This is a genomic window from Pseudomonas sp. SAS7, assembly GCF_052112345.1.
In the GTDB taxonomy this organism is placed as follows: Bacteria; Pseudomonadota; Gammaproteobacteria; order Pseudomonadales; family Pseudomonadaceae; genus Aquipseudomonas; species Aquipseudomonas putida_Q.
Genome location: NZ_JBEGGO010000017.1, coordinates 83,543 through 102,817, shown reverse-complemented (window position 1 = coordinate 102,817; position 19,275 = coordinate 83,543). Strand labels below are relative to the sequence as shown.

Genomic DNA, 19,275 nt, shown 5'->3' with positions numbered 1-19,275 from the left:
TCGATTTTCTATAAGCGCTCGCGTCAGAAGATGTAGTCCGTGGTCAGGAAGCTCGACTGGCGGTTACGGATGATTTCGCTGATCAGTTCCTTGTTGGCTTCCTGGAAACGGGTGGCGACCAAGGTGCGGATGGAGAACACGCGCAGGGCGTCATGCACCGACAAGGTACCTTCGGCGCTGTTCTTGCGGCCGTTGAACGGATAGGTGTCGGGGCCGCGCTGGCACTGTGCATTGATGTTGATGCGCCCGACCTGGTTGGCGAAGATGTCGACCAGGCTGCCGATGGTCGCCGGATCGTTGCCGAACAGGCTCAGCTGCTGGCCGTAATCGGAGTCCAGCACGTAGTCGATGACGGTTTGCAGGTCGCGATATGGCACTACAGGTACCAGGGGGCCGAACTGCTCCTCGTGGTACACGCGCATTTCGTGGTTCACCGGGTACAGCAGGGCCGGGTAGAAGAACGACCCGCGGCTTTGCCCGCCACATTCGTTCAGCACGCGCGCGCCCTTGGCTGTGGCATCGGCGACCAGGCCGTCTAGGTAGTCGACTTTCCCGGGCTCCGGCAGTGGCGTCAGCGCGACGCCCGGTTCCCAGGGCATGCCGGGCTTGAGCGCGGCCAGTTTGCGCTGGAACTTGTCGAGGAAGGCGTCGACCACGTCCTCATGGACGAACAGGATCTTCAGTGCCGTGCAGCGCTGGCCGTTGAACGACAGCGCGCCGGTAACCGCTTCTTCGACGGCGTTGTCGAGGTCGACCTGCGGCAGCACGATGCCCGGGTTCTTGGCATCCAGGCCCAGTGCGGCGCGCAGGCGGTGGGGGCGTGGGTGCAGCTTTTTGAGGTCGCTGGCAGCCTTGTGTGTACCGATGAAGGCGAACACATCGACGTTGCCGCTGGCCATCAGCGCGCTCACCGTTTCCCGGCCGCGGCCATAGATCACGTTGATCACACCCGGCGGGAAGCTGTCACGGAAGGCTTCGAGCAACGGTCGGATCAGCAACACACCGAACTTGGCCGGCTTGAACACCACGGTGTTGCCCATGATCAGCGCCGGGATCAGCGTGGTGAAGGTTTCGTTCAGCGGGTAATTGTAGGGCCCCATGCACAATGCCACGCCCAAGGGCGCGCGGCGGATCTGGCCGAGGGTGCCCTGTTCCAGCTCGAAGCGGCTGGAGCGGCGGTCGAGGTCCTTGAGGGCGTTGATGGTGTCGACGATGTAGTCGCAGGTGCGGTCGAATTCCTTTTCCGAATCCTTGAGGTTCTTGCCGATCTCCCACATCAGCAGCTTGACAACCGCCTGGCGCTGCTCACGCATGCGTGCAAGGAAGGTTTCGACATGCTGGATACGTTCGGCCACACGCATGTTCGGCCAGGCACCGCGGCCCTTGTCGTAGGCCTGTACGGCGGCGTCGAGGGCGGTAAGGGCGGTGTCGGCATCGAGCAGCGGCGCGCTGCCCAGCACCACTTGGCGTTCATCAGCGCCCTCCTTGAGCCATACCGGGCTGCGTACCGTGGCCAAGGGGCCGTCCCAGCGCCTGAGCTCGCCGTTCACCAGGTAATCTCGTTGTTCCAGAGGGGCTCCCAGGCGCCAGGTTTCAGGGATGTTCTCGGCGCTGGGGAAGAGTGAATCGAGCAGACGGTCCATAGGTACTGCACCTCACATTGCGGGGCTGGTTTCAAGCCGGGTGAATCGCTTCAGCTACGAGCATGCACCGCCCACCGGGAAAACACCAGTCTGGATCAAACTGGCCACAAGTGCCTGCCGAGGGGCGGCAGGCACTGCGTACTCGATCAAAGCGGCAGGTTGAAAAGGTTGGATGGCGGGTGCGTGAGCCACTCCTGGCGCAGTACAGGATCTGTGTCGATCACTGCCAGTCTTCGCCAGAATTCACGGCGGGCTTGAATCGGATGTGACAGGAAGGGTTCACGGTCGAGCAATGGCCTGAGGCCACGGCGAAACTGCAGTGGCAAGCGTTGCCACAATGCGGTTTCTGCCGGGCCCGCGTTGTCGAAGAACCCCAGATAGTCACTTTCGCATACCAACAGATCGACATCGTGGGCGGTGTTATAGGCTTCGATTTGTGCTCGCGCAGCTTGACCCAGCCACTCGCTTTCAAGGCTTAGGGTTTCAGCTACCGGGAGTGGAACATCGAAGGCAGCAGGTAATTGCTGAAACTGGTTGGACGAAAGGTCCAGTACCAGTGGTTCGGTGAGAAGGTCCAGGCCTTGAGGCAATTCGGTGAGCGCACAATCAGACAGGAACACGGTTCTGAGCTCGCCAAGCCAGCGCAGGTCTGGTGCTTGAATGAGCGGGTTGCCGCTCAGATCGAGCGCGCCAAGGTGGCTGAACTGGTTGAGTGTTCGCTGGGCCTGGCCATCCCAGGTGATGCGATTGCTGTCGAGGTCCAGCCAGCGTAGTTGCTCAGGTTTGGCCACGCGGGGCAAGCGCTGGAAACGGCACTTGATGAGCAGCAGGCGCTTGAGGTTGGGGAAGCGCTCGTAGAATTCAGCCGGCAGGTGGCTGAGCAGCCGGTTGTTGCTGAGGGAAACGTGTTCTATGTGGGTGAAGTCGTCGGGCAGGGCGAGGCTGGCCAGGTCCTCGTCGCGTAGGTCCAGGCTGGACAGGTCGAGGCTGAAAAGGCGTCCGCTGCGCCCGTATGGCAGCCACGAAAGGCGACGCCAGGCGGCGATGATCGGGCGGATTGCCCGATGCCGCTGGTGTGGGCTTGAGGGGTCAGGCGTTGCCCATTGATGCAGGTCTCGCCGCAGGGCATCCAGGCGCTGTTGCAAGTCTCGCAATCGCTCAGTGGCAGAGCGCATGTCATACGGGTTGTGGTCTTCCTGCTCGTCGCCCAGCCAGTCGGTAAATTCTGCATCGGTGGCATCGGGGAAGACGCGGCGGTAGGCCACCGCCAGCGAGCCGGTCTGGGACGCAGGCGCGGGCAGCGGCGTCAGTGGGCGGCCGCCGCGCAGCCAGCCTTGGGGTTTGCGCCGCACGGCGCGCATTCCCCAGAGCCGCTGCGCAAGCACCGGCCGATGTTCATCGGCCCATGCCAGTACCCACTCGCGCAGCACGTTGCCGTCACTTTGCGCGATGCCCAGGGCTTCGCGCTGCGCTGGGGGCAGCGCCTGCTCCAACGCACGGCACAAGTCCGGATCACGCTGCGCGGGTGCCGGGCGCTCTCCCAGGTCGGCCTCATAACCTTCGGCCGATTTGAGCACCCGGCGCACGGTAGTGGCCTGTTCGGTGCCGACATGGTCCAGCCTTGGCCCTTGCGGGCCGCCGGCGCGCAGCTCCAGGCGCAGGTCAGCAGGCCATTCGGGCAGGGCATCGAGCGCACTGAACAGCAGGCGCTCACTGTCAGTGTTACCCCACCCAGGTTGCAACACGTCTTCCAGCGCGCGTACCAGCGGCAGCTCACTGTGTACGTGTTCGATCTGCCGCCTAAGCGCCATGGGCAGCCGGCCGTGCTCTTGCCAGGCGACTGTCTCGGGATCGTCCATTGTGGTCAGCAAACGCCTGGCCAGGGCCGGAGAAAGACGCGGGTACGCCGTAAGCAACTGCTGCGTTGCCGGGGCGATGGGCGTGCTGCCGTTGTACAGCTGGTCGAACATGTGCGGCGTTGCGTCTGGGCCCATGGCGCGTACTTCGGCCTGTGCCGCCATGCGTTGCAGGGTATCGAGCAACAGCGGCGGGCTTGGTTGGCCTTGCAGGTGCACCTGGCGCAGGTGGGTGGCGTCGAGGCCGCAAATGCGCCCGGCCCGCTCCAGCTCTAGCGGGGCGAACGCTGTGAAGGGCTCACCCAGGCGGCGCGCGAGTGTTGCGAAAGGCCACTGGGAGGGCTGTTCATGCTGGCCGCGCCAGGCGCCTTGCCCGTTGTGTTCCAGCGGTGGTTGCCAGGCATCCTGCGCGTCCGGGTGGATGATGCGCCATTGCTGCAGCGTGTCATCGAAGTGTTGCTGGTAGAGATGGCCGTCCATGCGGATGAACTGCCGCCCCTCGTGCAGGTACTGGCCTTGCGCATTGGGTTGCAGGCCTTCTGGCAGCTCCATGCGGCTGCGGTAAGGGGTCAGGTCCTGGTTCCAGAGCTTGTAGCGCCCGTTGTTGACCGGCACTTCGTGCAGGTTTTCCATCAGCGCGCTGCTGAACAGCTTGGGAACTGCGTGGCCTGCCGCGACAAAACCGCCAATCAGAGCCAGATTCAGACCGACTGCTTCCAGATGACGCAAGGCAAGGTGGCGATCGCCTTCCTCCCAGGCTTCGTAGCCCTCATAGACCTCGCCCAGCAGTTGGCAGGCCGTGACGCCGAGCATCAAGGCGCCAACCCCCGGGATGAAGAACCCGGCGACGTTCAGCACATCCCAGCCAAGGTTCTCCCATTCAGCCAGGCGTCTGGCCCGTGCACTGGCATCGGCCAGCGCTGTCGGTACCGCCAGCAGGCTGGCCTCATGCTTGAGGCGAGTCAGGTGCAGGTCCTGAAAGTAGCCGAAAGGTTCTACCGTGATGGCTTGGCGCGTCGGGCGCAAGTCCGCGTGTGCTGCGCGTTGCCACGGGCGGTCAGTGGCAGTATTGCCGGAGGCATCAAGGTTTTGTTGCAACAGATCGAGAAAGTGCGCGCGCTCGTCCTGCATGATGTAACCCGCGAATGCCTGGCGAGCATCGGGCTGCAGCAGGAGGGTGGCCAGTGCATCGTGCACTGCTCCAAGGTCATTGCATTGGCGCAGGGCTGGATCATGGCCTGGCAGGTACAGGGCCAACCCCCCACGGCCCGTATCGATCAGCATGGCGTCCTGCAGGTTGATGCCGAACAGTGCAAGCTGCCAGCAATTCACGGTGCTGCCTTGCAGCAATCGTTGCAATTGATCGTGTGTGTGGCCACTGATGTGGTGGCGCAGGTAGGCGAGGTCGGATGCCAGGCGCAGACGGGCTTTTTGCACCCTGATGGCTTGCTCACGCACAGCTGGCTGGGCAAAGTGCTGTTGCAGGTGGACTTGGTAGGCCCCACCCAGGTCCATTTCACGGCAGTATGTGGCGAACGTGGTGGGTGAGAGGGGAAGCGGCTCGACCTGGTAGCGCTCCGAGGTCAGTGGGAAGTACGCCACAGGTGCCTGCATACCGATTACTGTGGAGCCTTGTACTTGAATACGGGTGACTTGAATGTTGTCGCTCAGGGCAATGGCGCTTTGAGAGGTAAACGCCTCGTCATCGGCGAAGTTCTGCATCGCAGCCTGTAACAGGTTGTCGCTACGATGACTGTAGAGATAGCGCAGGGCGGTCCAGTGCCAAGTGCGTTTGACACGCAGCAGCCTTGATTTTTGCACCGGAGCTAGAAAGCCTCGTTCGGCCAAGAAATTTTGTAGTAAAGGCTCGGCGAATTCGGTGATCTGTTCAAGCCCCCTGAGTGAGCGGGCCAAGGCTGCTTGTGAGCGTACCAGGCATGCCTGGCTGGCATCTACCGCCTGGCGCAGGTCAGGGGCGGCGTTGGCGAACCAGTCTTGCTCTTGCCAAGGGCTGGCCTGGCTTTGCTGCAACGCAGCCCACTGAATGGGGGTTACCCGGCGCGTCCAGTGTGGCACCTGGGCCTCAAGCAGGGCTTGATGAGGATTGTTTGCAGGCATGCCGATGCTCCTTCTACACAAAGAGGGCATCAAACGCTTATTTTCAATAAGCAAGTGGTAATCAAATACCGTGTGGGTGGCACGCTTATAGCAAACTTCTAGATGGGGTGGATTTTTACGCAGGAAATTTGACGCCATGAAACTTCAGCTAAAGTCGGCCAGGAGCCGCTTGCCAAAGGGTTTGCAGGCATCTTAAATTGTTACTGAATGTGATAGCGAAGTTGCAGGGCACATTATAAAAATCAAAGCGTTAAGTGTTTTTGCTGATTTTTTCTCTTTTTCAGATAGACCATAGAGCACTTCAAAGGACGTCGAAGAAGAAATGAAAGAGACCTTGACGGCTGTGGCGCGAAAGCACCTATCACCCTCCCTGCGTTACGAAATGCGGCTGCTGGCCAGCAAAGCCCGAGAAATGGCGTCGCGTGCCTGTTTCTGGCGTTGGGAAATAGCCAGGTTTCGGCTACAAGAGGAAAGCCCTTACGAAATTCTCTATATCGGCCGCAAGCAACAGCGGGAAATGGCCAAGCTGCTGATCGGTGGCAAGGGCCAGGGCAGCGCTTCGATCGTGGACAGTGCCAGTGCCACAGCGGCCGCCAATCATGTCGTTGTCATCAGCGAAATGCCCTCGTCGGGGGCGCTGTCAGTGCCCCATTACCTGAGCGCCGTAGTGCCGTTGGGCCGTTCGCTGGAGGACATCACGGCGCGCTACGACAGCGAACTGCGGCGCAGTATTCGCAAGAATCGCCCGCTGTACCAGATGCGCCAGGCCCTCTCGGACGACGAGATCGCCATGGCGGACCGTGAGCTGCTACGCCCCTATGCCACTGCCAGGCAGGGTATCCATGCTGCGCAGTTCCCCACGGAAGAAGTGTTCCGCATTGCCAAAAGCGTCGGCCGGCTCGACCTGATCACGCTGGGTGACGAAGTGATCGGCTGCCATCTGGGTTGCGAAGTGGTACGCGGTGGCAAGCGTTACTGGAGCACGTTGCGTTTCGGCTATTGCGAGGCGGTGTTCAATGATGCCAAAAGATTGCGCGAGGTAAATTCGATCACCACCTTCATGGCGCTTGAGTGGGCACTGGAGCAGGGCTTCGATTACTACGATATCGGCCTGTGCCTCGCGCGCCCGGATGACGGCCTGCTGAAATGGAAGCGCCGTCGCGGAGGGGATATCGACTCGCTGGGCAACCATGCTTATCTATTTGTCCGCTTGCCCAAGACCGGGACCGCGAAGTTCTTGTGGGATACGCCAATGTTCGCAGTGGAGGGCGACAAACTCACGCTGCACCTGGGGTTGCCGGATGGCCCGAGCGATGAGGAGGTTGCCAGCCGTTACCACGAAATGGTGTTCGGGGGCCTGCACAAGATTTATCTCTATGGTAACAACGGTGCGGGTGAACCCTTCGTAGAAACTCTGCGCAGCCGTTACGCCAGCTTGCAGTCACCGCCGACCATGGAGAGAGTCACGTGCAACTGAGTGGCTGCCAGGGATGCATTGATCTGGCGCTTTACGCCAGGGTTTAGACTTCGTCATCAGGGGAGGACGCTTCATGGGAGGCGACATCTCGCAGTTCAGTGCATCTTCCGCTGCCAGGCAGCACACCTGGACCTTGGCCGCCTATCGTTACATGGCGCGCAAGCGGCTGGGCAGGCATACGGCCATCGACCTGAAGAGTATCGCCACCAAGAGTTGGGACATTGCTCCGGGCGAAACCACGGTGTCGCCGGCGGCCATCTTTCTGCCTGGCCAGCTGGAGCGGGTAACGGGCTGGGAGGGCAAGCGTTTTTACCCCTACGTGCACCCCGCTCGCACCATGGAGGGCGGTATCAGCACGCTACAAGGGCCAACCCGCGGCTACCTGATCAAGAATGTGTGGCTGGTCGATGGCGCGTTGTACAAGGGCAAGGCCAGCCATTGGCTGTCGCTGAAGCCGAGCACCTTCCCGACCATCATCGTGGACAACGAAATAGACCGCGGGGCCGTTTATTGCACGCAAAATGGCAACTCGTGGTTCGGCACCTGGCTGATGGAAGATTGCCCGACCTATGCGCTGGCCTGTAACGAGGGCATACCGGTGACCACCGCGCCATCGGCCAGGTACCCGCTGTTCACCCAGGCGCCGGCCTACGAAGACTGGCTGGGCATGAAGCCGGTGCGCCTGCGCAGTGCATTTTTCCGTGAGCTGGTGCTGTTCGATGACCAGAGCAATAATCGCAGCCGGCATGCCCGCTACCAGGCCATGGGTGACAAACTGCTGTCGCACGTGCCGCATGCCCCGCATCCTGGCGTATTCCTGCTGCGCGGCGGTGACGGGGACCTGCGCCTGTTGCGCAATGAACTGGAGCTTGCCGAGCACCTGCGTGTTACCCGTGGTTTTCGCGTCGTCAATCCGCTGAAGTCTGACCTGCCGAGTATTGTTGCGGCCTGTGCCGGGGCCAGAGTGGTCATCGGCGTGGAGGGCAGCCAGTTGGTGCACGGGGTGAATGTGCTTCAGCCTGGCGGCTGCCTGCTGACCTTGCAGCCGCCGAACCGCTTTGTCAGCTACTACAAGTACCTGACGGATCGTGACTACCAGCATTTTGGCTTTGTGGTCGGCATACCGGAGGGTGATGGCTTCCTGATCGATATCGGTGAGGTGGAGCGGACGCTGGACCTGTTTCCACAGGTAAACGGGTAGTATCGATGTATGTCAGCAGCGAGTGGGCAAGGGGATGATCGAGGTTTCGCGGTTCTGGCGTGACCCTGCATTACCCTTTGTCGAGGCGCGGCGGGTAGGGGACGGGCGGCAGGTGTGCTACGCCGCGCACTCCCATGAGAGCTTTTCAATCGGTGTGATCACCGGCGGGCGAAGCACCTACCTCAACGGTGACCTGCGCATCCAGGTAGGGGCCGGTACCACGGTGCTGATGAACCCGGGCGTTGTGCATACCTGCAATCCCATCGGCAGTGAGCCCTGGTCTTACCTGATGCTGTTCGTCGACCTGCCTTGGCTACAGGCGCATGGCTTTGAATTGCCGACGCAAACCTGGAGTGACTCGCCTGCGTTGTACCAACGGTTATTGCAGGCGTTTGCAGACCTGTTCGATGCGGGGGTGCCTGACCGGGAAGGCCGGCTGGCCGCGCTGTTCGGCGCCTTGCCGGGCTTTCTCGGCGCCAATGCCCGTGTCAGTGACGAAGGCCACCCCCGGCTGGACGCGGCGGCAGCGTTCATACGCGCTCATCGCAGCGATCCGCTGAGCCTGGAAGATATCTGCACAGCGTGCGGCCTGTCGCGCGCCTACCTGATTCGTGCCTTTCGCCAACATTACGGGCTGACACCGCATGGCTACCTGCTCGACCAGCGGGTTCAGCTGGCGAGGGCGCAGTTGCGTCAGGGGCGGGCGATTGCCGAGGTTGCGCAGGAGGCCGGGTTTGCCGACCAGGCGCACTTGCAGCGGGCGTTCAAAAAGCATCTGGCTGCGACGCCGGGTCATTACCGCAATGCCACCGGGGTCAGATAACCAGGTACACAGCACTGCCCACCAGCAAAACCGCCAACCCTCGATTGAGCAGGCGCATGTGCCGTGGGTTGCTCAGGTACTGGCGAATCACGCTGCCGGCCCATGCCCAACTGGCCACCGAAATGAAACAGATCGGCCCGTAGATCCAGGTGAACAACCACAGCAAGTGCTGCTCACCGCCGGTATAAGCGCCGACCCCGGCCACTGCCGCCAGCCAGGCCTTGGGGTTCAGCCATTGCATGGCCGCGCCGTGCCAGGCCGAGGGGGCGGGTGTTGAGTGCGCGCCAGTCAGCTGGCCATCGTCGCGGGCCAGTTTCCATGCCATGTACAGCAGAAACATCACCCCACCCCAGTGCAGCAGCACGCTCAACACAGGCCAGCGCAGCAGCAGCTGGTGCAGGCCCAGCCCGACCAGCACCAGCAACAGACAGAAGCCCAGGGTGGCGCCGGCGACATGCGCCAGGCTGGCACGTAAGCCATGGCTGGCGCCGCTGCTCAGGGCAACGATGTTGACCGGGCCGGGGGAGATTGACGCCGCCAGTGCAAAGGCGGCCATGGACAGGGACAGGCTCATGTGAGAGATCCGGGTGGTTGCAAGGAACCCTGATTTTCAGCTGTGGGTTGTCTAAAGTATTGAATAAAAGTACCCCCAATGCGGACTCACACGCGTTACAGGTTTTGTAATAGTTTTGCGCTATCAGAGAAAACTGCTGTGCCTGTAGGATTATTTTCCCAATTTTCTATCAAGGTATATATGAGCACCTTCGCGGAGCCCCCCAGTCTCTGGCCTCTCAGGCCGTCCTCCCTCTGTCCTCGTGACGCTTCCTTCGTGAGTACCCGCTAATGGAATGGCTAGCCGATCCCACGGCCTGGCTAGGCCTGTTGACGCTTATCGTCCTTGAGCTGGTGCTGGGTATCGACAACCTGGTGTTCATTGCCATCCTGGCAGACAAGCTGCCTCCGCATCAGCGCGACCGCGCGCGGGTGATTGGCCTTAGCCTGGCGTTGATCATGCGCCTGGGCCTGTTGGCCAGCATTTCGTGGATGGTCACCCTCACCGCACCGTTGATCGACGTGTTCGGCAAGAGCTTCTCTGGCCGTGACCTGATCATGCTGTTCGGCGGTGTGTTCTTGCTGTTCAAGGCCACCATGGAGTTGCACGAACGCCTGGAAGGCCATGTGACCCAGGCCAGTGGCACGCTGCGCCATGCCGCATTCTGGCCTATCGTCGCCCAGATCGTGGTGCTGGACGCGGTGTTCTCGCTGGATGCGGTGATCACGGCAGTGGGCATGGTCGATGAGCTATCGGTGATGATGATCGCGGTGATCTTCTCGATCGGTATCATGATCGTTGCCAGCAAGCCGCTGACCCGCTTCGTCAACGCCCACCCCACTGTGATCATGTTGTGCCTGGGCTTCCTGATGATGATCGGCTTCAGCCTCACCGCCGAGGGCCTGGGCTTCCATATCCCGAAAGGCTACCTGTACGCAGCGATTGGCTTCTCGATCCTGATCGAGCTGTTCAACCAGCTGGCCCGTGCCCGCCGCAAGCGCAGCTTGCAGCAGCACCGGCCGCTGCGTGAGCGTACCGCACATGCCGTGCTGCGCCTGCTGGGCGGCCGCCGGGTCGAGGCTGACGAGGTGGGCGAGGAAATCGCCGATCTGGTCGAAGGTGGCGAGCAGCAGGTGCTGTTCGACCGTCGTGAGCGGGTAATGATCAGTGGCGTACTGAACCTGGCCGAGCGGCCGATCCGTACGGTGATGACCGCCCGTACCGAGGTCGATGTGATCGACCTGGCGCAGCCGCCTGAAGCCATTACGCAGGCCCTGGCCAATTCGCCTTACTCGCGCCTGCCGTTGATCCGCGATGGCCGTGTCGACGAACCACTTGGCTTCGTGCACAAGAAGGAGCTGTTCAAGGAGTTATTGTCGGGCAGCCAGCCAGACCTGGAAGGCATGGCACGGGCGCCGTTGAACCTGCTGGAGAGCTTCAGCATCCTCAATGCCCTGGAGCAGATGCGTGGGCAGTCGACCCACATCGCCTTTGTGGTCAACGAGTTCGGTGACTTCACCGGCCTGCTGACCATGACCGACATCCTTGAGTCGATTGCCGGTGAGCTGCCGGATGCGAGCGAGGTTGAAGGCCCCGGTATCGTCCAGGAGGGGGAAGGCTTTGTGGTGAGCGGTGCACTGAACCTGAGCCAGGTGCAGGCACGTACTGGCTTCAGTGCCCGTGCCACCGACGATTACCAGACCCTGGCAGGCCTGGTGATGAGCCTGCTCGACCGCCTGCCGATGGTGGGGGATCGCCTTGCCTGGAATGGCTGGACGCTGACCGTGGAGGCGGTTGAAGAGCGGCGGGTGCGCCAGGTTCGGCTTATACCGAACGGCGACGCTGACGCAGCAGGTGCTTGAAACCTTCGAGCACCAGTACCAGCACCGCGGCCCAGATCGGCAGGTAAGTCAGCCACTGATCCGGGCCGATGGTCTCGCCCAGCAGCAGCGCCACCCCCACCAGCAGCACGGGCTCGACGTAGCTGAGCAGGCCGAACAGGCTGAACGGCAGCATGCGACTGGCCAGCACGTAGGCGATCAGGGCCGAGGCGCTGATGGCCCCAAGGACCGGGATCAGGGCATACAGGCCCGGGTGAGCCTGCAGGTCGCCAGACGAAAGCGGGCCCTGGATCACGAAGTACAGCGCCCATGGCAGCAGCAGGCACATGTCGCACCACAGGCCACCCAGGTGGTCGGTGCGGCAACGCCGGCGCAGTACGAAGTAGATCGGGTAGCCGATCGTCACCAGCAGGGTTTCCCAGGCAAAACTGCCATTCTGGTACAGCTCGTGGCCTACGCCCAGCGCGGCGCACGCCACGGCTACCTTTTGCAGGCGCGACAGGCGCTCGCCATACACCAGCCGCCCGGTCAGGACCATGGCCAGCGGCAGCAGAAAGTAGCCCATCGACACTTCCAGGCTGCGCCCGTGCAGGGGCGCCCAGAGGAACAGCCACAACTGCACGCCCATCAGCCACGACGTACCGACCATGCCTAGCAACAGCACGGGCGTGCGTTTTACCCGGGCTAGCAGCTCGCCTACGCGTTTCCAGTCCTTCGAGACAAGCATGAACAAGGTGAGGCAGGGCAGCGTCAGCAGGGTGCGCCAGCCAAAGATTTCCTCGCCATCGAGTGGCGTGAGCAGCGAGGTATAGAAGTACATCACAGCGAACAGACAGGACGCCATGACCGATGAAACAATGCCTTTTGACACAAATGCCTCGAATGGGGAGTTGAGCGGTTGGATCAGCCGCGCATGATCTCAGGGGGCGCTCCTTGCGGCAACCGTGACGCGCCCGGATGTGCGGCCAGTGCCTCAAGGAACTGCGCCGCCGGCATGGGCCTGGCGAACAGGTAGCCTTGCTGGAAGTCCACGCCATGGCGGGCCAGGTAATCGCGCTGGGTGTCGGTTTCGACACCCTCGGCAACGATGCCAAGGCCTAATTTGGCAGATAGCTCGATGATGGTTTCGAGGATGTGCAGGGACAGCGCATCGCCGCCGATCATGGCGACGAAGCTTTGGTCGATTTTCAGGTAGTCGACCTTGAACTGGCGCAGGTAATTAAGACTGGATTGCCCGGTGCCGAAGTCGTCGAGTGCAATCATCACCCCCATGGCATGCAGTTTCTCGAACAGTTCCAGGGTCACCGGGGTGGGCTCGATCAGCTTGCGCTCGGTCAGCTCCAGGGTCAGTACCACCCGGCCAGGCGGGAAGTGCTGCAGGAAGGTGCGGCAATCGTCCAGCAGGCGCAAGTCGCGGCAGTGGTCGGCGGTGATGTTGATCCCGATGTGAAAGCCATCCTCCAGCAGCCCGGCATAGGGCGCCAGGCTCTGGGCAGTGTGCATGATCAGCGCACGGGTCATGGCGACGATCTGCCCGCTGTGCTCGGCATAGGGAATGAACAGGTCAGGGCGAACCAGGCCTTCTCGTGGGTGGTTCCAGCGCATCAGCACTTCGACACCGGCCCAGCGGAAATCGCCCTTGCGCACCACCGGCTGGAAGTAGGGCAGGAATTCGTCGGCCTGCAAGGCTCGATCCAGCTCGGCGCGGGGCGAGGAGGCGCGGCGAATCTGCCAGCGGCAAACCAGCGCGGCCACGCTACCCAGGACCAGCAGCAGGCCGAGCAGGGCAGGGTAGTGAACGCGCAGCAGCTGGCCTTGCTTATCGGCGCTGTAGCCGCCCTGCACGCTGAACGGGTAACGTGTGGAGCCCAGCAGCACGTTGGCACTGGCTGCGGCAGGTGGTGCGCCTTCGTGTACAACGCCGTCCTTGCCCATCCAGGCGTTGCCCACCCGTATTTGCAGGTCTTCATCCGGGCCGATCAGGCGCAATGCGGTCAACAAATGGTCGCCATCCACCGTGGTGATTGCGCCGTGGTCGCCGTCGCTTGCGCGGTACACCAACAGCGGATGCCCTGGGGTGACCGAGTTGCCGTCCATCAACCACAGTTTACCGTCGGTGTAGTCGCTGGCGTTGACCGGCTCGTCGAATTCGCCGAACAGCGAGGTGCAATAAAGGTTGTTGTGCCTGAACAGGTTGGTCGAGCGCACGAAGGCATTGCGGGTCACCTGGGCACGCAGCGTAAGCTGGACCTGGTCGCAAGGGCTGGCAGTCAGGGGGAGTAGCGCATTGGCAGCACCGGACAGGTTGTCGAGGATGCGTTCGACGTGCTCCACCGCCTGACGGGTGGTGGCCTGGCTGCTGGCCTGCATCTCGCGCTCGACCTGCCAGTTCATCACGGCAAGGCCGCACATTACCGGCAGCACCCCGACGACCCAGGGCAGCAGGTTGCGCCAGCCCAGGCTGGCGCGGCGTTTGGCGGTAAGAGGCATGCGGGAATGATCTGTGGGAGGGGTAACGAGAGGATAGCCGCTTGTCGGGACGTGCGGCCAACTAAAACGCGACAAACGTTTTTACGCAATGTAGAATCCATTTACGAATACAACAATAAGGTCCTTCAATACCGAAGGATCAAGCCCGCCGAGAATGGGTCCATATGACATACCATGGGTTCAAGCTGATCATAGGTGACTTCCTCGCCCGCAGCGTGCGAGGTATCCCGTGCGCCCCGCCGTTTCTGTCCCACATCCTACGCAATCAATAATATTTCGCTGCAGATGAGGACACGAACATGGCTGATATCTTCGACAATCCAATGGGCCTGATGGGCTTCGAATTCATCGAACTGGCTTCGCCGACCCCAGGCGTACTTGAGCCGGTCTTCCAGATTCTGGGCTTCACCAAGGTGGCCAGCCACCGTTCCAAGGATGTGCACCTGTACCGCCAGGGTGGCATCAACCTGATCCTGAACAACGAACCCAAGAGCATCGCCTCGTACTTCGCGGCCGAACACGGCCCGTCGGTGTGCGGCATGGCGTTTCGTGTGCGCAATGCCCATGAGGCCTATGCCCGTGCCCTGGAACTGGGCGCCCAGCCGGTTGAAATCGAAACCGGGCCGATGGAGCTGCGCCTGCCGGCAATCAAAGGCATCGGTGGTGCGCCGCTGTACCTGATCGACCGCTTCGAAGAAGGCAGCTCGATCTATGACATCGACTTCAACTTCATCGAAGGTGTTGACCGCAACCCAGTGGGTGCCGGCCTGAAAATCATCGACCACCTTACCCACAACGTTTATCGCGGGCGCATGGCCTACTGGGCTGGCTTCTACGAGAAGCTGTTCAACTTCCGCGAAATCCGCTACTTCGATATCAAGGGTGAGTACACCGGCCTGACGTCCAAGGCCATGACCGCTCCCGATGGCATGATCCGCATTCCGCTCAACGAAGAGTCGTCCAAGGGTGCAGGCCAGATCGAAGAGTTCCTGATGCAGTTCAACGGCGAAGGTATCCAGCACGTGGCCTTTCTGACCGACGACCTGCTCAAGACCTGGGATGCCCTGAAGGGCTTTGGCATGCGCTTCATGACTGCGCCGCCGCAAACCTACTACGAAATGCTTGAAGAGCGGCTGCCTGGTCACGGCGAGCCGGTCGACCAGTTGCAAGCACGCGGCATCCTCCTCGATGGTGCCTCGCAGCCCGAAGACAAACGCCTGTTGTTGCAGATTTTCTCGGAAACCCTGCTCGGCCCGGTGTTCTTCGAGTTCATCCAGCGCAAAGGTGACGATGGCTTTGGTGAAGGCAATTTCAAGGCGTTGTTCGAATCCATCGAGCGCGACCAGGTGCGCCGTGGCGTGCTGAGCACCGACTGAAGCTGGTGGAGGGGCGCCGCCATCATGCATGCTCGGCGACCGCCCCACGCCTTTGGGCCCGTGCCCTGTACAAGCCCAGATATACGATCGAGCCGGTCCCGATCCCTACCAGCATCAACGATGGAACGATCTGCAGCATCGACTGGCGGATTTCCTTTGCGGTGAAACCATCGGCATAACCGCCTTTTACCCTGTATCCGTAATGTGAGGACAGCGCGCTTGCGGAAAACTCGGACTGCGAGGGGCGCTTTACATCCCGGCTATCGCCTTTGCTCCAGATATAGCGGTCGTCGAACTCCAGAAGCAGAGTCAGCCCATCCTGGAAACCGTCCAGTTCGTTGCGCAGCTGTATGGCGTAAGCGGTCACGATCACGCCACCGTTCTTGCCCTGCAGGTAATAGTTGACCAGCAGCTTGCGGCGGTTATCGGGTTGCCCGTATGACAATTCGACCTGCCGGCCGGACAAGGCAAAGGCCGACAAGTGTTCCAGTGGGTCCGAAGTACTGCTGCAGTAGGCCTTGTCGCCTTTTACCAATGTCAGCGACCTTAGCATGGAGCGGCTCACCGCCTGATCCTGCAATACGTTCTTGACGCTGTCGCAGGACTGGCCTGCAAGCGGCAGGGCACGCTGGGCCGCTTCATGCATCCGGTTCAGTGCCTGATCAATGCTGAATACCGCTTCCTGGACCGAGATAGTCGCATTTTCCGCAAGTTTCATTTCCAGCTGGACAATCATCACCAGCAAGCCGGAAATCACAGGCACCAAGCCCACCGTGATGAGTAGCAGCAGCTCCCGCAGGCGGTGCCTCGCGTGCATGATTTTCAACATAGGGCAATCGCTCTCCGGCCTGAGCTGTTCGTAGGGTACAGCTGAGCCCCGAGCCTATGCGTTCATTGTCCGGCCGGCTGTAGTCCGCTAGCAGTTTGGGCGAGAGGAAAACCAAAAGAGTGCTGTAAGGCTTTACCTAACGTTGAGTCTTGCCAGTACTTTCTCTGCCACGAGTGCAGTGGAGTTGGGGTTCTGCCCGGTGATCAACCGATCATCCTCGATGACGAATGCCTTCCACGGCTCATCATGTTTGCTGTACTCACCGCCGCGGCCGCCTAGCTCGTTTTCTGTCAAGAAAGGAACCACGGTATCCAGCTCAGCCAGTTTTTCCTCGACATTTGAAAACCCGGTCACCTTACGGCCTTTCAATAGCAGGCTGTTGTCACTGAGCTTGATGTTAAGCAGGCCGACTACGCCGTGGCAGACCGCGGCAACGATGCCCCCCTTTTCGTAGATCCTGCGCGCCAGCTCTTGCAGCGGCTGATTATCGGCGAAGTCGTACATCACGCCGTGCCCGCCTGTGTAGTAGATTACGCTGTATTCGTTGGCCTTGACCTGGCCAGGGCTCAAGCTGGTGCCCAGTCGCGTCATGAAACGCTTGTCGTCATACCATTGCCAGTCCAGGTCGGGAGCCATCTGCAGGCTGTGTGGGTCGACAGGGACATAGCCACCCTCTGGGCTGACATAATCGACCGTGTAGCCGGCCTTTTCGACTTTCTCGACAAAGTGCACCGCTTCACCCAGCCATAGCCCAGTAGCCCGTTTCAGGGTCGGATACTTGGCTGTATTGGTCAGCACTACCAGCATTTTCTCGCTCATGACCACGCTCCCGTCGGAAACCTGAATGGGCCGTTGCGCCCTGGCCCAAGGGAAAACCTAATCAGCATAGCTGCCAGGCACAAGTACGCCATGGTGCACAGCTTGTGCTGTGCTAACTTCAACGAAACCCTCGGGGCAATTTGACACCTGGGTACATCTTCGCATTGTTGGAGTAACGCTATTGGCCGTACACGGTACGCCGCGCAAAGCTGCGCGGGAGCTCACCTTGAAAACGCCCGTATCGGCACCGCTTGGTCTGATGAGCGAACGAATTGCGCAATTTGACTGGGGGCGTACAACCCTTGGGCCGTTACCGCGATGGCCGGCATCGTTGCGCATTGCCGTGGACATGATGCATTTGTCTCCGTTTCCCTGCGCAGTGGTCTGGGGAGCGGACCTTTGCGTGGTGCACAACGATGGCTATAGGGCGCTGCGGGCCGCCAGGCCGGATGCGCTGGGCAGTGCGTTCGATGCGCTCTGGAGTGACCTCTGGCAGGTCATGGGGCCCTGGGTGTTCAAGGCGCTTGAAGGGGTTTCGAACTTTGTCGAGGACCCCCCTCTGCTCATCTGCGTGGAAGGCAGCGAGCCGCTGTGGTGCGCATTCGGTTATGCACCCCTGCGCGATGAATTTGGAAACGTGGCGGGATTTCTGCACAAGGTGATCGAGACCACGGCCAGCGTTGAGGCATACCATCATTGGCGTGACCAGGTGCAGGGCTATGAACGACAGATACAGCGCCATGTGGCCGAACGCGAGCAGATATGGGAACTGTCCCGTGATGCAATGATGACGGTTACCCCTGAGCTCAAGTTGCGTGCTGCCAACCCTGCCTGGTGCCGCATTCTGGGTTGGACCAATGAGCAGATTCACGATATGCCGGTGCTGGAATTGGTACATCCTGCAGATCGCGCCGAGGTACAAGTGGCAGTCTCTGGGTTTCTGAAATACAGCAATACCGAGCAGCTGGAAACTCGCTTGCGTCACTGCGATGGCCACTATCACTGGTTTCGCTGGAGTGCCCGGTTCGACGGCAGCCTGTTGACGGCAGTCGGTCGCAATATCACCGAGGACCGCGAAGAGGCAGCGCGTAATTCTGAAGCGCTGATGCGCAATAGCGAACGCATGGAGGTGGTTGGCCAGTTGGCCGGGGGCATGGGCCATGAGATGAACAACCTGCTTTCTGGTATCGGTGGCAGTCTCGAACTTTTGCAGCGGCGGTTTCAGGATGGGCGGCTGGAGCGGATCGACGCCTATTTGGAGGTCGCTCGCGACTCGGTGATGCGCGCCATGGAGCTGACTCATCGCCTGCTGGCATTCTCTCGGCACCAACCACTTGCACCCAGGCCGCTGGACTTCAATCGACAGTTGCGGCTAAGTGAGCCGTTACTACTGAAGGCGCTGGGCGCAGAAATGTGCTTGCATTGGCAACTGGATGTCGCGCCGTGGGCGGTATGCCTTGACGTTACCCAACTTGAAAATGCCTTGGTCAACCTTTGCACCAATGCCCGGGAGGCCTGCCTGGAGCGTGGTAACGTCACTGTTCGCAGCGTCAACGAGCGGTTGACGTCCTGTTTCCCTGATGAGAATGGCCTGCCGCCGGGCGACTATGTTGCGTTGCATGTAGAGGACGATGGCCATGGCATGTCGGCGCAGGACATTGCCAGGGCTTTTGAGCCGTTCTTCACCACCAAGCGCATGGGACGGGGTTCCGGGCTTGGGCTATCGATGGTGTATGGCTTTGTCGGTCAATCTGGCGGATATGCGTGGATCGAGTCGAACCCGAACCAGGGCACCAGAATTTCAATGCTTTTCCCGAGGTGCCATGAGCCTGCACCAGAAGTGTCCAGACCCATTCAGCGTTCCCGGCGCATAGCCCAGGGTGAACGCCTGTTACTGGTCGATGACGAGGTGAACTTGCGCGCCGTGATGCGCGAGTATCTGACCGAACGCGGTTTTGTGGTCACCGAAGCGAGCGACGCCAATACTGCGCTGGAGCGCTTTCGTCTGGACGAACCCTTTGACCTTGTGATTACCGACATCGGTTTACCGGGCGGCTTCAGTGGCAGGCAAGTAGCCAAGGCCATGCGCATGCAGGTTCAAGCTCAGAAGATCCTGTTCATTACCGGCTATGCTGACCATGCTGTTGAAGCGCAGTTGCTTGAACAGCCAGGAACGGCATTGATGAACAAGCCGTTCTTGCTGGCGGACCTTGCCGATCAGGCGCTGAACATGCTCGAAAAATAATGAG

Annotated in this window: 13 protein-coding genes; 6 read left to right on the top strand and 7 right to left on the bottom strand. The window is 60.9% G+C overall.

All coding sequences use genetic code 11. The features are described from left to right. Positions 1 to 23 precede the first annotated feature (23 nt). The gene (locus ABI582_RS23730; RefSeq protein ID WP_442120469.1) at positions 24 to 1,643 is read right to left on the bottom strand and encodes an NADP-dependent glyceraldehyde-3-phosphate dehydrogenase; all 1,620 of its coding nucleotides are present in this window, start codon (positions 1,641 to 1,643) and stop codon (positions 24 to 26) included. Between the two features lie 146 nt (positions 1,644 to 1,789). After that, positions 1,790 to 5,617: a dermonecrotic toxin domain-containing protein gene (locus tag ABI582_RS23725; RefSeq protein ID WP_442120468.1), complete on the bottom strand. Its 3,828-nt coding sequence runs from the start codon at positions 5,615 to 5,617 to the stop codon at positions 1,790 to 1,792. Positions 5,618 to 5,939: 322 nt separating this feature from the next. Between ABI582_RS23725 and ABI582_RS23720 the strand changes: the two genes are divergently transcribed. From ABI582_RS23720 to ABI582_RS23710, 3 genes are all read left to right on the top strand, one after another. Then, entirely contained in the window at positions 5,940 to 7,094 is a 1,155-nt protein-coding gene (locus ABI582_RS23720) for a hypothetical protein (protein WP_338747289.1), read from the top strand. Positions 7,095 to 7,167: 73 nt separating this feature from the next. Then, the gene (locus ABI582_RS23715; RefSeq protein ID WP_338747290.1) at positions 7,168 to 8,295 is read left to right on the top strand and encodes a glycosyltransferase family 61 protein; all 1,128 of its coding nucleotides are present in this window, start codon (positions 7,168 to 7,170) and stop codon (positions 8,293 to 8,295) included. Between the two features lie 34 nt (positions 8,296 to 8,329). Further along, positions 8,330 to 9,118, top strand: a complete 789-nt coding sequence (locus ABI582_RS23710; protein ID WP_338747291.1) for a helix-turn-helix transcriptional regulator — start codon at positions 8,330 to 8,332, stop codon at positions 9,116 to 9,118. On the opposite strand, the gene ABI582_RS23705 is transcribed toward ABI582_RS23710, so the two are convergent. Then, a complete protein-coding gene (locus ABI582_RS23705) occupies positions 9,111 to 9,692 on the bottom strand; it encodes a LysE family translocator (RefSeq protein ID WP_442120467.1) in 582 nt (193 codons plus the stop codon). The genes ABI582_RS23710 and ABI582_RS23705 overlap by 8 nt on opposite strands. Positions 9,693 to 9,961: 269 nt before the next feature. Here ABI582_RS23705 and ABI582_RS23700 point away from each other — a divergent pair, with 269 nt between their 5' ends. Then, positions 9,962 to 11,533 (top strand): TerC family protein, encoded by a 1,572-nt coding sequence (locus ABI582_RS23700; protein ID WP_338747293.1) that lies wholly within the window; start codon positions 9,962 to 9,964, stop codon positions 11,531 to 11,533. Here the strand turns inward: ABI582_RS23700 and rarD are convergent. Both rarD and ABI582_RS23690 read right to left on the bottom strand, forming a co-directional pair. Then, the gene (gene rarD, locus ABI582_RS23695) at positions 11,496 to 12,383 is read right to left on the bottom strand and encodes an EamA family transporter RarD (RefSeq protein WP_338747294.1); all 888 of its coding nucleotides are present in this window, start codon (positions 12,381 to 12,383) and stop codon (positions 11,496 to 11,498) included. The genes ABI582_RS23700 and rarD overlap by 38 nt on opposite strands. Positions 12,384 to 12,415: 32 nt before the next feature. After that, positions 12,416 to 14,002, bottom strand: coding sequence for an EAL domain-containing protein (locus tag ABI582_RS23690; protein ID WP_442120466.1), 1,587 nt, complete (start codon positions 14,000 to 14,002; stop codon positions 12,416 to 12,418). A gap of 299 nt (positions 14,003 to 14,301) precedes the next feature. Between ABI582_RS23690 and hppD the strand changes: the two genes are divergently transcribed. Beyond that, a complete protein-coding gene (gene hppD / locus ABI582_RS23685; RefSeq protein WP_028613015.1) occupies positions 14,302 to 15,378 on the top strand; it encodes a 4-hydroxyphenylpyruvate dioxygenase in 1,077 nt (358 codons plus the stop codon). 22 nt (positions 15,379 to 15,400) lie between these two features. On the opposite strand, the gene ABI582_RS23680 is transcribed toward hppD, so the two are convergent. Together ABI582_RS23680 and ABI582_RS23675 are read right to left on the bottom strand one after the other, a co-directional pair. Beyond that, the gene (locus tag ABI582_RS23680; RefSeq protein ID WP_442120465.1) at positions 15,401 to 16,207 is read right to left on the bottom strand and encodes a CSS-motif domain-containing protein; all 807 of its coding nucleotides are present in this window, start codon (positions 16,205 to 16,207) and stop codon (positions 15,401 to 15,403) included. Positions 16,208 to 16,339: 132 nt separating this feature from the next. After that, positions 16,340 to 17,026 (bottom strand): type 1 glutamine amidotransferase domain-containing protein, encoded by a 687-nt coding sequence (locus ABI582_RS23675; RefSeq protein ID WP_338747297.1) that lies wholly within the window; start codon positions 17,024 to 17,026, stop codon positions 16,340 to 16,342. Positions 17,027 to 17,285: 259 nt separating this feature from the next. On the opposite strand from ABI582_RS23675, the gene ABI582_RS23670 reads away from it, so the two are divergent. Further along, positions 17,286 to 19,271, top strand: coding sequence for an ATP-binding protein (locus tag ABI582_RS23670; protein WP_442120495.1), 1,986 nt, complete (start codon positions 17,286 to 17,288; stop codon positions 19,269 to 19,271). Positions 19,272 to 19,275 lie beyond the last annotated feature (4 nt).

What these genes read in the sequence shown, in the direction of transcription:
- ABI582_RS23730 (WP_442120469.1), bottom strand. Translation starts at nt 1,643, where the DNA reads ATGGACCGTCTGCTCGATTCACTCTTCCCCAGCGCCGAGAACATCCCT.
- ABI582_RS23725 (WP_442120468.1), bottom strand. Translation starts at nt 5,617, where the DNA reads ATGCCTGCAAACAATCCTCATCAAGCCCTGCTTGAGGCCCAGGTGCCA.
- ABI582_RS23720 (WP_338747289.1), top strand. Translation starts at nt 5,940, where the DNA reads ATGAAAGAGACCTTGACGGCTGTGGCGCGAAAGCACCTATCACCCTCC.
- ABI582_RS23715 (WP_338747290.1), top strand. Translation starts at nt 7,168, where the DNA reads ATGGGAGGCGACATCTCGCAGTTCAGTGCATCTTCCGCTGCCAGGCAG.
- ABI582_RS23710 (WP_338747291.1), top strand. Translation starts at nt 8,330, where the DNA reads ATGATCGAGGTTTCGCGGTTCTGGCGTGACCCTGCATTACCCTTTGTC.
- ABI582_RS23705 (WP_442120467.1), bottom strand. Translation starts at nt 9,692, where the DNA reads ATGAGCCTGTCCCTGTCCATGGCCGCCTTTGCACTGGCGGCGTCAATC.
- ABI582_RS23700 (WP_338747293.1), top strand. Translation starts at nt 9,962, where the DNA reads ATGGAATGGCTAGCCGATCCCACGGCCTGGCTAGGCCTGTTGACGCTT.
- ABI582_RS23690 (WP_442120466.1), bottom strand. Translation starts at nt 14,002, where the DNA reads ATGCCTCTTACCGCCAAACGCCGCGCCAGCCTGGGCTGGCGCAACCTG.
- hppD (WP_028613015.1), top strand. Translation starts at nt 14,302, where the DNA reads ATGGCTGATATCTTCGACAATCCAATGGGCCTGATGGGCTTCGAATTC.
- ABI582_RS23680 (WP_442120465.1), bottom strand. Translation starts at nt 16,207, where the DNA reads ATGTTGAAAATCATGCACGCGAGGCACCGCCTGCGGGAGCTGCTGCTA.
- ABI582_RS23675 (WP_338747297.1), bottom strand. Translation starts at nt 17,026, where the DNA reads ATGAGCGAGAAAATGCTGGTAGTGCTGACCAATACAGCCAAGTATCCG.
- ABI582_RS23670 (WP_442120495.1), top strand. Translation starts at nt 17,286, where the DNA reads ATGAGCGAACGAATTGCGCAATTTGACTGGGGGCGTACAACCCTTGGG.